Below are 12,600 nucleotides of genomic sequence, written 5' to 3' on the forward strand. Positions count from 1 at the left end.
TTTCAATAGCTCCCTGTTTCACTAAGAAATGGGGAGTTTTTTCGTTTGTAGCGTATTAGAAAAGGAGAGTAAGAATGACAAAGTACATTTTTGTAACTGGTGGGGTTGTTTCGTCACTTGGTAAGGGAATTATTGCGGCATCATTAGGACGCCTGTTAAAGAACCGGGGGCTGAAAATTGCGATTCAAAAGTTTGATCCATATATCAATGTTGATCCCGGTACGATGAGCCCATACCAACACGGTGAAGTTTTCGTAACGGATGACGGAACGGAAACTGACCTTGATTTAGGGCACTACGAACGATTCATTAATAATAATTTAAATAAATATTCTAACGTAACGACGGGGAAAATTTATTCTGAAGTATTGCGGAAAGAACGGCGTGGTGACTACCTTGGCCGGACGGTTCAAGTTATTCCGCATATTACTAACATGATTAAGAATAAGATCAAACGGGCTGGCGAAAGTACGGATGCTGATGTTGTGATTACGGAAATCGGTGGGACCGTTGGTGACATTGAATCCCAGCCATTCGTGGAAGCTATTCGGCAAATGAAGAAGGAAGCCGGAGCGGACAACGTTTTATACATCCACGCAACGTTGATTCCATACTTACGGGCAGCTGGTGAAATGAAGACTAAGCCAACCCAACATAGTGTGCATGAATTACGGGGCTTAGGAATTCAGCCAAACATTCTGGTTGTACGGACGGAGAAGCCAATTACGGAAGAAATGCGGAAGAAGATTGCTCTTTTCTGTGATGTTGATCCAAAAGCCGTTATTGAATCCCTGGATGTACCAAACTTATACGAAATTCCATTAAACTTGCAAAAGCAAGGGATGGATCAATTGGTAGTGGACCACTTCAAGTTGGATGCGCCAGTTGCTGATATGCGTGAGTGGACAAAGATGGTTGATCATATTGAAAATGACCTGACTAAGACGGTGCGGATTGCGATGGTTGGTAAGTATACCGATCTTCAAGATGCCTACATTTCTGTTAACGAAGCGTTACGTCATGCGGGATATCCAGTTGATGCAGATGTGAAGATCGACCACTTTAATGCGGAGAATATTAATGAAGAAAACGTTGCCGAGACGCTGGGCGATTACGATGGAATCCTCGTTCCAGGTGGTTTTGGTAGTCGGGGCATTGAAGGGATGATTACCGCAATTAAGTACGCTCGGGAAAATGATGTGCCATACTTAGGAATCTGCCTTGGAATGCAAACGGCCTGCATCGAATATGCCCGGGACGTGCTTGGCTACAAAGATGCCAACTCGACTGAATTCGATCCGAATACGGATCACAATATTATTGACTTGATGGCGGATCAAGCTGATGTCGAAGATCTTGGTGGAACGCAACGTTTGGGTGCTTATGCATGTCGTTTGAAGCCTGGAACGATTGCAGCGGCTGCTTATGATAACAAGCCAATGATTCACGAACGGCATCGGCACCGTTATGAATTCAACAATAAGTACCGTGATGAAATGGAAAAAGCCGGCTTAGTAGTTTCGGGAGTTAACCCAGAACGGAACCTGGTTGAAGTAGTTGAACTTCCAGAGAAGAAGTTCTTTGTGGCGGCTCAATACCACCCAGAATTTCTGTCCCGGCCAAACCATCCAGAAGGGCTCTTTGGGGCCTTTGTTAGGGCAGCGGTGGATAATAAGTAGCTTGAATGAAATAAGACGCAGTTTACTGAAAAGTGAACTGCGTTTTTTGGTGCAAGATGGTGAAAATTAATTTGAAGAAAGTTTAATTATTTAACGAAAAGGTTGTAATTTAGACGGAGGTTCTTTATTATGTTTATTGACTGTTTAAATATAATAATAATGAATTAAAAAGATACAAAATAAAGATTTTAAGTGAGGAAAGATCAACATGAAAAAACTGATCATTCAAGGAGGAAACCGAATAGCTGGCGAAGTAACCATCGGTGGTGCCAAAAATAGTACGGTGGCATTAATTCCGGCAGCTATTTTGGCAGACACGCCAGTCCAGTTTGATACTGTCCCTGACATCTTGGATGTTCATAACTTGATGATTATTTTGGAGTCAATGAATGTCAAATCCAACTTCACCCACGGGGTATTAGACATTGACCCAACTCAAATCGTTGAGGCAGAACTACCGAGTAAAGCAATTAAGAGTTTGCGCGCATCGTACTACTTTATGGGCGCCTTGTTAGGACGATTCCACCGCGCAACTCTGACTTTTCCTGGTGGTGATAACATTGGCCCACGGCCAATTGATCAGCATTTAAAGGCCTTTAAAGCATTGGGGGCTAACGTTAGCGAACATGCGGGAACTGTCTATCTGGATGCGCACAATGGGTTGCACGGGACACGGATCTTCATGGATATGGTTTCTGTCGGGGCCACGATTAATGCCATTCTGGCAGCTGTTCGTGCTGAAGGAACGACGATTATTGAAAACGCAGCTCGGGAACCGGAAATTATTGATTTAGCAACCTTCCTTAATAACATGGGGGCTAAAATTCGGGGTGTCGGAACGGACGTGGTGCGGATAACCGGAGTTGATACCCTGCAATCGATGAACACCCACACGATTATTGCAGACCGGATCGAAACGGGAACTTACCTGTCTTTAGCGGCAGCCTTGGGTGATGGTGTGATGCTTAAGAATGTAATTCCAGAACACTTGGAAGCATACACTAGTAAACTGATGGAAATAGGGGTAGATCTGCAAATCGATAGTGATAAGATCTATGTTCCCGCAACTGACCATCTTAACCCAGTTCATGTTAAGACAATGCCATATCCTGGTTTTGCAACTGATTTGCAGCAACCATTAACCCCGTTGATGTCATTAGCAAATGGGGAGAGTACGGTCGTTGATACGATTTATCCAAAACGGGTTAAGCACATTCCCGAATTACAGAAAATGGGTATGAAGATTAGCGCTGGGGATGGACAGATCACCATTGATCATACGGAAGAATTACACGGTGCGGATGTTGAAGCCGGTGAAATTCGCGCTGGTGCCGCACTGGTAATTGCCGGTTTGATGGCCAAAGGAACCACTGTAATCCATAAAGCGGATAATATTCTGCGGGGCTATGACCGGATTGTATGGAAGCTGAATCGTCTCAATGGGGACGTTACAATTGAAGACGACGATTAATTAGTTTGCGTTCAGCTTCAAATTATGTTATTCTATCGTAGTTGTAAAAATAACTATGTTTCAGGCAATGATTCATGGCAAAGGAGCGTATAAATTATGAAACAAGGAATTCATCCAGATTATCATTACGTAGTTTTTGAAGATTCTTCAACTGGCTACAAGTTCTTGTCTGGCTCAACTGCTACTTCAAAGGAAACTGTTAAGTGGGAAGACGGTAACGAATACCCATTAATCCGGGTTGAAGTTACTTCTGACTCACACCCTTTCTACACTGGTAAGCAAAAGTTTACCCAAGCCGATGGGGCAGTCGACAAGTTCAACAAGAAGTACGGTTTCAAGAACAACTAAGCTTGATAATTCAAAAAAGATCTCGACATTTTGCCGAGATCTTTTTATTTAGCTTGCAATTTTAAGGGCCGGTAAACGTTGAAGATAAAGAGGATCATATTGATTAATACAATGAAGGCGGTGGAAAGGAAAACGGCACTGTAATCGTAAAGCCCCGCCACCAAGCCACCAATTAATGGACCCATGATATTACCGATATACATAAAACTTTGGTTCCAACTAAAAATTCGGCCCGTTAACATACTTGGTGAGTTTTTAGTCAGTAACGTTTGGACCTGCGGGAAAAGCGAAGCGTCAGCAATTCCAATCAGGAAGCGTAAAATCCCCAGTTGCCAGGGGTTTTGCACAAAGGCGCTCGGTACAAAACACAGGATACTGATAATAAAACCGGAAATGAGAATTTTTTGCGTCCCAATTTGGTCTCCAAGGCGACCGAGCAGTGGGGCAGCCACCATGGTTGCCACCCCTGGCAATGCCGCAATGACACCGCTGACGAAAGTAACCCCTTTCCCACCGTGCATTAGTTCTTTAATGAAGAGCGAAATAATCGGATTAATTGAGTTGTTAGCGGCTTGAATAATCATGGTCGTAATGAGCAATCCGAAGATAATTCGTGGTGATTTCAGCTCATGGATGACTCCTGTTGCTTTATCTAGTTTTTGGTCTTGAACTGGTTGGAAACCTTCTTCATGGACGAAGAAAAGACAGCCAAGAAAGATAATAAAAAGGATCGCTCCGGTAATGAAAAAGGTAACTCGGTAGCTAAATATTTCGGCCAATGTTCCACCTAATAATGGCCCGAGCAAATTTCCGCCAGTTACGCCGGCTGCCATTGTGCCAAGGGCCTGACCGGACTTCTTTTTGGGGGGGGTTCAGTAGCAATTAAAGCGTTCGAATTACTTACGAATCCTGCAAAGACCCCCTGGGCCATGCGTAAGCCGATTAATTGCCAAACGTTGGTGACCACTCCCATTGCAGCAATGACAATGGCCATTCCTAATGATGCCCGCAAAATCATCGGTTTTCGGCCTTTTTTATCAGCGAGTTTTCCCCAATATGGCGAAACAATGGCCGATACACAATACATGACCGCAAAAACTACGCCAGAGTAAAAATTCAATTGTTGGTGAGAGTAGTTACCAATGGTGGCAATGTAAAGAGAAAGGAATGGCATAATTTCGGAAAACCCCATTCCGGCAAAGAAAACCCCAATTGATAACACTCGTAAATTACGGACCCAACCTGGTTGTTGTCCGGACAAAATTATCACTCTCCTGTAAAATGTTGTATACTAATTCTGTTATGATAACACTAACGAAAAGTAGGTAAAAGGGATGAAAAAGAAAGAATGGCTCCGCTGGACAGCAATTGTGGTCCTGTTCATCGTCAGTTTAGCCTTAATTTTTAATCAACAAATTAAGTACTATTTAGTGGGGACGTACCACCCGCGGATTACTCAACAAACGGTCCAAAAAAACAACCAGAAGAAAGCAAAGTATGATTTTAGTAATGTGCAGGATTTGAATCTCCAATCTGTTGCTCGTGCCCGAGCTCGCCGTCAATCCATTAATGTGATTGGAGTGATCTCAATTCCGGCAATCAAAATGTCCGTACCAATTGGTAAAGGAGTTGATAATAATACCTTAGCGTTAGCTGCTGGAACGATGCGTGCCGATCAGAAGATGGGCGAAGGTAACTATGCGTTAGCTGGTCATAATATGGCACATGGATTCCGGATTCTTTTCTCGCCACTCTACTATGATGCTAAGGTTAGTCAAAAAATTTATCTGACCGATATGACGAAGGTTTACGAGTATCGGATTACTCAACGGCAGTTTATTGACGCGACGCGAGTGGATGTTGTTAATAATACGCCCGAAAAAATTGTGACGCTGATTACTTGTAATAAAACTGGCTCGCGTCGGCTAATGATTCGGGGATCCTTTGTCAAGTCGATGAAGTTCAAGCAAGCACCAACTAAAGTCCAAAAGAGTTTGAGTCAGGGCTATACAAATCATTAAAAAGAAGCGGTTCAGAGATGGCGATTGCTATTCTCTGAATCGTTTTTTAAGTAGCTATTGATGATCAGTAACGTATTGAAGCCAGTACGGAAGTGCTTCATGAAGAGCGTCATAAGTCTTTTGAAATTCGTGGGTATACCATGGGTCTGGAATGGTCGCACCTTGTTTACCAGGGGTTAGATCATAAATACCATGAATTTTGCTTTGTGCGTCTGCGGGGGCGATGGCGTGGAGGTGGCGCAGGTTCATATCGTCCATCCCGATGATGAGGTCGAATTGATCAAAGTCATTCATCGTGATGGGTCGGGAAACCAGCTGATGACCATCCAGATGGTACTTGGTCATGATTTGCTGAATACCAGGATAAGGGTGATTGCCTTCTTCCTCACTACTGGTTCCGGCTGAATCAATGGTAATTTGGTTACTTAAGCCATGTTCTTTGACTATTTGCCGAAACATTGCTTCGGCAAGCGGGGACCGACAAATGTTACCTAAACAAACAAATAAAACTTTCATTTTGAATACCTCGCTTTTTTCTTAATCATACGTAATTGGTAGTTAAAAAGCCACTTTTCTTAGTAAAGACTTAACTTTTCCTTGATTCAAATCACTGGTATTATTATATAAAAATATGAAGGAGATTGATCATATGACGACAATTATTATTATCGTGGTGCTTGCGGTAATCGTTGTGGCCTACATTAGTATTTACAATGGTTTAGTCAAGATGCGGACCAATGCGCAGGAATCATGGAGTCAAATCGATGTGCAATTGCAACGGCGAAATGATTTGATTCCAAATTTAGTCCAAACGGTGAAGGGCTACAGTAATTACGAAGCGAAAACTCTGGAAAAGGTCACATCTTTACGGCAGCAAATTAGCGAATTACCGGCAGATGCTCATCAAGAGAAAATGGCGGTTTCCGATAAGCTGACCGGAGCACTGAATTCTCTTTACGCAGTGGCTGAAAATTATCCTGATCTAAAGGCCAGCAGTGAATTTAGTAAGTTGATGGAAGAATTAAGCAATACGGAAAATAAAATTGCGTATTCCCGACAACTATATAATTCAACGGTAGCGGCTTTTGATGCTCGGATTCAAACATTCCCTGCCAATATTGTGGCCGGAATTCATCACTTTACTAAGCTTGACTACTTACAAGTGCCTGAGGAGGCTAAGGCCAACCCGAAAGTGGATTTGATTTAAATTAGTGAGTTGGTGGTGACTGATGTTATATCAACAAATTGCACGGAATAAGCGAATGACGGTTGTGGTGATGGCAGGTTTTACTGCCCTAGTAGCGCTGGTCGGCGCAGCTTTTGGTTACCTTTTTGCCGGGAGTGCGGTTGGCGGAATTATTATCGCTCTGGTCATTGCTTTAATCTATATTTCAGTGATGGTCATGCAGTCAACGGATGTTGTGATGCGGATGAACCATGCCCATGAGCTTCACTCTGCCGATGAGGCACCAGAGTTATGGCACGTTGTTGAAGATATGGCAATGGTTGCGCAAGTTCCTATGCCACGGGTTTACGTCATTGATGATCCGAGCCCGAATGCCTTTGCTACAGGTAATGATCCTGAACATGCGGCGGTGGCTGCAACGACAGGACTTCTGCAGTTGATGAATCGGGAGGAGTTGGAAGGAGTAATTGGACATGAAATGTCGCATGTCCGTAACTACGATATTCGGCTTCAAACGATTGCGTTGGCACTGGCGTCGGCAATTGGGGCACTGACTGGATTTGTCAGTCATATTTGGTGGTTTGGCGGAAGCAGTCGGGACGATGATCGTGATGGTGGCGGCGTAATCGCAATTTTTGGTTCGATCCTGCTAATTATTTTAGCGCCGTTGGCAGCCTCAATTGCCCAAATGGCGTTATCTCGGAATCGCGAATACTTGGCCGATGCCGGTGCGGTTGAATTAACCAGAAATCCGCACGGAATGATCTCGGCACTGAGTAAGCTAAAAGACGCGGTACCAATGAAGAATGCGGATCCTAATTCTTCGGCACTGTACATTAGTGATCCGGAACAAAATGGCAAAAAGCGGTGGTTTAGCCACCTTTTTGATACCCACCCGCCGCTGGATGACCGGATCGCCCGCCTCCAACGAATGTAGGATTGAGCTAACCAGAAATGGTTAGCTTTTTATATTGTCCCGTGGGGGCGATCAGTGCTATAATTTTAACTTGATCATTAACTGGATGAAAGAAGAAGAGGATTACTCATGAAAATGAACATCGCAGAAATCGCTCGGGCGGTTGATGCACAAAATGATATTGAGCAATGGTCTGAAATTGAGGTTTCTGGTGTCGCTTTTGACAGTCGGAAACTTAAAAACGGTGATTTATTTGTTCCGCTACAAGGGGCCCGCGATGGTCATGAGTTTGTAGCAACGGCCTTTCAAAATGGGGCAAGCGCCACGTTATGGGCAGCTGATCGTTCTTACGAAGATGATGGTTATCCACGGATTGTGGTGGACGATCCTTTGGCCGCATTGCAACAATTGGGTAAATACTATCTCCACAAGATTAATCCGTTAGTCGTAGCTGTAAGTGGCAGCAATGGCAAGACGACTACTAAGGATATGATTGCCTCCATTTTGAGCACGCAAATGAACGTTACCAAGACCTATGCCAACTTTAATAATGCGATTGGTGTACCTGTGACGCTATTGAATATGGAGTCCAATACGGAAGCCGTCGTGGTTGAAATGGGGATGAGTCATTTTGGTGAGCTGGATGAATTAAGTAAGCTGGTTACGCCAGACATTGCTGTATTGACAATGATTGGTGAGGCGCACATCGAATTCTTCGGCAGTCGAGACCGGATCGCGGATGCTAAGATGGAGATTACTCATGGGCTACGTGAAGATGGTACCTTTGTCTACAATGGCGATGAACCGCTGTTGCGTGAACGGGCGAAGGATCTCAAGCAAGGACAGAAGACATTTGGTCGGCAACTTGATAATGACATCTATGCCACTAGCGTTGAACAGTCGGACCATGATTTGCGCTTCAAAGTTAACCTTTGGCCTGATGAAGAATTTACGATCCCAATGATTGGTGAATACAATGTGAATAACGCAATGGCTGCGATGATGGTTGGTCACTTATTGCATGTGACACCAAGCCACCTTAAGATTGGGTTAGCCAATGTTGAATTAACGGAAAATCGCGCTGAATGGCTGACTGGTCAACAGGGAGAAAAGATTCTCTCAGATGTCTATAACTCTAACCCAACGGCAGTTAAGGAAGTCTTGGAGACGCTAAATGAACTTCCGGAAACAGGCCGGCGGTTGATTGTACTCGGCGATATGTTGGAACTGGGGGATGCCTCAGCTAAATTACACGCTGGTTTGGCAACGGAGATTGACCATCAGCATTTCCAAAAGGTCTTTCTGGTTGGTAATGAAATGACGGCGTTAAAAGACCAGTTGTTAGCTGATGGCTACCCAGCCGCTGATCTCAAACACTATGCCAGTGATGATCAAGACCAGTTGATTGATGATTTACAAAAGACAATTCAGGCGGATGATATTGTGCTTCTAAAGGGAAGTCATGGTATTCACCTAGAAAATGTTTTAAACGCACTTAAAGCAAAATAATGTTTGGCACCACTACTATTGGCCAGATATCAACGCCAATGAAGTAGTGGTGTTTTCAGCAGAAATTAATTATGAGGTGAATTTTTTGAAATTTGGAGAATTAGGTTTATCGAAGAGTTTGTTGCGGGCAGTGAAGCAAAGCGGTTATGAAGAAGCTACCCCAATTCAAGCCCAAACAATTCCGATGGTTTTAAAGGGTCAAGATGTGATTGGCCAAGCCCAGACTGGGACAGGGAAGACGGCGGCGTTTGGCTTGCCGATTATTGAACATATTGATTTAGATAATCCTGCCATCCAAGCGATTGTGATCTCGCCAACCCGGGAATTAGCAATTCAAACTCAAGAGGAATTGTACCGATTGGGCCACGACAAGCACGTTAAGGTACAAGTCGTTTATGGTGGGGCAGATATTCGGCGACAAATTAACTCGTTGAAGAAGCACCCACAGATTTTGGTCGGGACGCCCGGCCGACTGCGTGATCATATTAGTCGTGGAACTGTTAATCTAGAGCATATTCAAACTTTGGTCTTGGATGAAGCAGATGAAATGTTGAACATGGGGTTCTTGGATGATATTGAAGCAATCATTAAGGAAACTCCAGAAAAGCGCCAAACACTGCTCTTTTCAGCGACAATGCCACCAGAAATCAAGCGGATTGGGGTTCAATTTATGCGGGACCCACAAATGGTGAAAATTAAGGCCAAAGAACTAACGACAGATTTAGTTGATCAATATTATGTACGGGCCAAGGATTACGAGAAGTTTGATATTATGACGCGGTTGATCGATGTTCAAGATCCAGATTTGACGATCGTGTTTGGACGGACTAAGCGGCGGGTTGACGAATTATCCAGAGGATTAGTGGCTCGTGGTTATAATGCGGCCGGAATTCATGGTGATTTGACACAGGATCGGCGTTCAAAAATCATGAAAAAGTTTAAAAATGGTGATTTGGATATCCTCGTGGCAACTGATGTGGCTGCACGGGGGCTCGATATTTCAGGCGTTACCCATGTTTATAACTACGATATTCCATCTGACCCTGATAGTTACGTTCACCGAATTGGACGAACCGGCCGGGCCGGACACCATGGTGTGTCATTGACCTTTGTCACCCCCAACGAAATGGATTACTTACACGAAATTGAAAAACTTACTCGGGTTCGAATGTTGCCATTGAAGCCACCAACCGAAGAAGAAGCCTTTCGGGGTCAAGTCGCCAGTGCAGTCAACGATATTGATGACTTGATTAAGGATGAAGCAACAGATAAATATCGGCAATCAGCAGAAAAATTGTTGGCAACCCATGATGCAGTTGACTTAGTGGCGGCACTTTTAAATGATTTGACCACTGATGATGCAAGTAAGGTGCCAGTTAAGATTACGCCAGAGCGGCCATTGCCAAGACGGCACCGTCATCACCAATCACGGGGACACAATAGCCGGAATAATCATCATTACCGGGGACACCGTAATTCTGGAGAGCGTCGTCATTATGGAAAGCGACGGTCAAATGGTCATAAATTTAGTATGCGGCGTAAAAAGGATTAATTGAAATTAGGTGATTGTGGTGTTGTATGGAATCGGCATCGACCTTACGGAAATTGAACGCGTCAAGCGAGTGGTAACTAAGCAACCTCAATTTGTAGAACGGGTCTTAACACCCAACGAGCAACAGCAGATGGCCCAATTTCGAGGTCAGCGGAAGTGGGAGTACCTAAGTGGCCGGTGGTCACTGAAGGAGTCCTTTGCCAAAGCCTTTAGAACGGGGATTGGTGCTCAAGTAGGTTTTCAAGATATTGAAATTATTGATAATGCAGCGGGACGGCCAATCATTACCAAGTCGCCTTTTTGCGGACAATCTTTGGCATCGGTGAGCCATACTGGTAAACTAGTAATGACAGAGGTAGTTTTAGAAAAGGAGATGACAAACGATGAATAGCGCTCGTTTACGAAATACAAATGTGGTAGTTGACCTTGGTGCATTGCGTCATAATATTCGTGCTCAAAAAGCAGCATTGCCAGCGGGCAGTCATATTTTTGGAGTAGTGAAGGCTGATGCGTATGGTAACGGAATGACGCAAGTTGCCCACGTTCTTTCCGAAGAAGGAGTCGCTGGTTTTTGTGTTGCGCTATTAGACGAAGGTTTTACACTGCGGAACGCTGGTTTGCAGGAGACCATCTTAGTATTAGGGATCACGCCAGTGCAGTACGCACCATTAGCAGCTGAAAACGGAATTTCCTTAACGGTTGGTTCTGTAGACTGGTTAAAGGAATACCAACAGGTCGCTCAAACTAACCACGTTCGTCAACCATTAAAAGTTCACCTGGGGTTGGATACTGGAATGGGGAGAATTGGCTTTCAGGATGTGACTGAATTTAAGCAGGCATTGCAACTTGTCCAAACGCCAGAATTTGAATTTGAAGGTATCTTTACACACTTTGCAACAGTCGATAGTGCAGATAAAACATATTTTGAGCATCAGTTAACCAAGTGGAAGCAGTTTTTAGCGGTAGTTGACCACCGGCCACGTTATGTGCACATGGCTAATTCTGCAACAGGCTTATGGCATCAGCAGGATATTGAGAGCAATACCGTACGGATGGGGATTTCCCTGTACGGCTGCAATCCATCTGGTCGTGAACTACAGCCATCGTTTGAGTTGCAGCCAGTGACATCATTGATCACTCACGCCACTTTCGTGAAAAAATTGCATCGTGGTGAATCAGTTAGTTATGGAGCAACCTATACCGCTCAACAGGATGAGTGGGTAGCCACTTTACCAGTTGGTTACGCAGATGGCTACCGTCGTGAATTGACAGGTTATCATGTTTTAGTAAATGGTCAGGTTTGTGATATTTTAGGGCGAATTTGTATGGATCAAATGATGATTCGTTTACCACACCAAATGCCAGTCGGAACCGAAGCAGTTTTACTCGGCCGGTCTGGTGATCAAGAAATTACGGCAACTGATTTGGCTGATCAACTTGGCACAATTAATTATGAAGTCCTGACTGGCTTTGGCGATCGTCTTGCACGTAAGTACATTGATTGTCAAGAAGAGGAGTGACAACTTTGGGGCAGCAGATTCAACGGGGAGCAATTTATTATGCCCGGCTTTCACCAGTGATTGGGTCGGAGCAGGGAGGTTTTCGGCCCGTGGTGATTGTACAAAACGATGTTGGTAATCTGCATAGCCCGACGATGATTGTTGCTCCGATTACAGCCCAAATGCAGAAGCATCGGCTGCCAACTCACGTTCCAATCAAACAAAATGTGAAAGGAATTAAACGTGATTCGCAAATCCTGCTTGAGCAAATTCGGACAATCGATAAGCAACGCTTAGCCGACCAGATTGGTCAATTAAATCAAGCAACAATGAAGGCAGTTAATCAAGCACTGCAAGTTAGTCTCAGTTTAAATTAATAATAGAATTAGCGGTCTCTAGTGTTCGTCATGGGCGAAAGC

The 12,600-nt window shown here is 44.2% G+C and carries 12 protein-coding genes and 1 pseudogene; 11 read left to right on the forward strand and 2 right to left on the reverse strand.

Annotated features, from left to right (window positions below):
• The first annotated feature begins 74 nt into the window (after positions 1-74).
• The 3 genes from HMPREF0501_RS07240 to HMPREF0501_RS07250 all read left to right on the forward strand — a co-directional run bounded on the left by HMPREF0501_RS07240 (position 75) and on the right by HMPREF0501_RS07250 (position 3,498).
• Entirely contained in the window at positions 75-1,679 is a 1,605-nt protein-coding gene (locus HMPREF0501_RS07240) for a CTP synthase (protein ID WP_006917314.1), read from the forward strand.
• A gap of 208 nt (positions 1,680-1,887) precedes the next feature.
• Entirely contained in the window at positions 1,888-3,150 is a 1,263-nt protein-coding gene (locus HMPREF0501_RS07245; protein ID WP_006917316.1) for a UDP-N-acetylglucosamine 1-carboxyvinyltransferase, read from the forward strand.
• A gap of 96 nt (positions 3,151-3,246) precedes the next feature.
• Positions 3,247-3,498 carry a type B 50S ribosomal protein L31 gene (locus HMPREF0501_RS07250; protein WP_006917318.1) on the forward strand — a complete coding sequence of 84 codons (252 nt, stop codon included), beginning with the start codon at positions 3,247-3,249 and terminating at the stop codon, positions 3,496-3,498.
• A gap of 44 nt (positions 3,499-3,542) precedes the next feature.
• On the opposite strand, the pseudogene HMPREF0501_RS07255 reads toward HMPREF0501_RS07250, so the two are convergent.
• Positions 3,543-4,690: pseudogene (locus HMPREF0501_RS07255) on the reverse strand (MFS transporter).
• 142 nt (positions 4,691-4,832) lie between these two features.
• Here HMPREF0501_RS07255 and HMPREF0501_RS07260 point away from each other — a divergent pair.
• Positions 4,833-5,519, forward strand: a complete 687-nt coding sequence (locus tag HMPREF0501_RS07260; protein ID WP_006917324.1) for a class A sortase — start codon at positions 4,833-4,835, stop codon at positions 5,517-5,519.
• A 54-nt stretch (positions 5,520-5,573) separates the two neighbouring features.
• Here the strand turns inward: HMPREF0501_RS07260 and HMPREF0501_RS07265 are convergent, their stop codons facing one another.
• A complete protein-coding gene (locus HMPREF0501_RS07265; protein WP_006917325.1) occupies positions 5,574-6,035 on the reverse strand; it encodes a low molecular weight protein-tyrosine-phosphatase in 462 nt (153 codons plus the stop codon).
• Between the two features lie 133 nt (positions 6,036-6,168).
• Here HMPREF0501_RS07265 and HMPREF0501_RS07270 point away from each other — a divergent pair, with 133 nt between their 5' ends.
• The 7 genes from HMPREF0501_RS07270 to HMPREF0501_RS07300 all read left to right on the forward strand — a co-directional run bounded on the left by HMPREF0501_RS07270 (position 6,169) and on the right by HMPREF0501_RS07300 (position 12,558).
• A complete protein-coding gene (locus HMPREF0501_RS07270) occupies positions 6,169-6,726 on the forward strand; it encodes a LemA family protein (RefSeq protein ID WP_006917326.1) in 558 nt (185 codons plus the stop codon).
• A gap of 22 nt (positions 6,727-6,748) precedes the next feature.
• On the forward strand, positions 6,749-7,642 hold the full coding sequence (gene htpX / locus HMPREF0501_RS07275) for a zinc metalloprotease HtpX (protein WP_040456133.1): 894 nt from the start codon (positions 6,749-6,751) through the stop codon (positions 7,640-7,642).
• A 108-nt stretch (positions 7,643-7,750) separates the two neighbouring features.
• Positions 7,751-9,130, forward strand: a complete 1,380-nt coding sequence (locus HMPREF0501_RS07280; RefSeq protein WP_006917334.1) for a UDP-N-acetylmuramoyl-tripeptide--D-alanyl-D-alanine ligase — start codon at positions 7,751-7,753, stop codon at positions 9,128-9,130.
• 85 nt (positions 9,131-9,215) lie between these two features.
• Positions 9,216-10,682: a DEAD/DEAH box helicase gene (locus tag HMPREF0501_RS07285; RefSeq protein ID WP_040456135.1), complete on the forward strand. Its 1,467-nt coding sequence runs from the start codon at positions 9,216-9,218 to the stop codon at positions 10,680-10,682.
• A 19-nt stretch (positions 10,683-10,701) separates the two neighbouring features.
• Positions 10,702-11,073, forward strand: coding sequence for a holo-ACP synthase (gene acpS, locus HMPREF0501_RS07290; RefSeq protein WP_006917336.1), 372 nt, complete (start codon positions 10,702-10,704; stop codon positions 11,071-11,073).
• Positions 11,066-12,202, forward strand: a complete 1,137-nt coding sequence (gene alr, locus HMPREF0501_RS07295) for an alanine racemase (protein WP_006917337.1) — start codon at positions 11,066-11,068, stop codon at positions 12,200-12,202. The genes acpS and alr overlap by 8 nt, the downstream gene beginning before the upstream one ends.
• Before the next feature lie 5 nt (positions 12,203-12,207).
• Positions 12,208-12,558 (forward strand): type II toxin-antitoxin system PemK/MazF family toxin, encoded by a 351-nt coding sequence (locus HMPREF0501_RS07300; protein ID WP_006917338.1) that lies wholly within the window; start codon positions 12,208-12,210, stop codon positions 12,556-12,558.
• Positions 12,559-12,600 lie beyond the last annotated feature (42 nt).

It is taken from the genome of Limosilactobacillus coleohominis 101-4-CHN (assembly GCF_000161935.1).
GTDB classification, from domain to species: Bacteria; Bacillota; Bacilli; order Lactobacillales; family Lactobacillaceae; genus Limosilactobacillus; species Limosilactobacillus coleohominis_A.

Coding starts and splice junctions, on each gene's coding strand:
- HMPREF0501_RS07240 (WP_006917314.1), top strand. CDS start 75: ATGACAAAGTACATTTTTGTAACTGGTGGGGTTGTTTCGTCACTTGGT.
- HMPREF0501_RS07245 (WP_006917316.1), top strand. CDS start 1,888: ATGAAAAAACTGATCATTCAAGGAGGAAACCGAATAGCTGGCGAAGTA.
- HMPREF0501_RS07250 (WP_006917318.1), top strand. CDS start 3,247: ATGAAACAAGGAATTCATCCAGATTATCATTACGTAGTTTTTGAAGAT.
- HMPREF0501_RS07260 (WP_006917324.1), top strand. CDS start 4,833: ATGAAAAAGAAAGAATGGCTCCGCTGGACAGCAATTGTGGTCCTGTTC.
- HMPREF0501_RS07265 (WP_006917325.1), bottom strand. CDS start 6,035: ATGAAAGTTTTATTTGTTTGTTTAGGTAACATTTGTCGGTCCCCGCTT.
- HMPREF0501_RS07270 (WP_006917326.1), top strand. CDS start 6,169: ATGACGACAATTATTATTATCGTGGTGCTTGCGGTAATCGTTGTGGCC.
- htpX (WP_040456133.1), top strand. CDS start 6,749: ATGTTATATCAACAAATTGCACGGAATAAGCGAATGACGGTTGTGGTG.
- HMPREF0501_RS07280 (WP_006917334.1), top strand. CDS start 7,751: ATGAAAATGAACATCGCAGAAATCGCTCGGGCGGTTGATGCACAAAAT.
- alr (WP_006917337.1), top strand. CDS start 11,066: ATGAATAGCGCTCGTTTACGAAATACAAATGTGGTAGTTGACCTTGGT.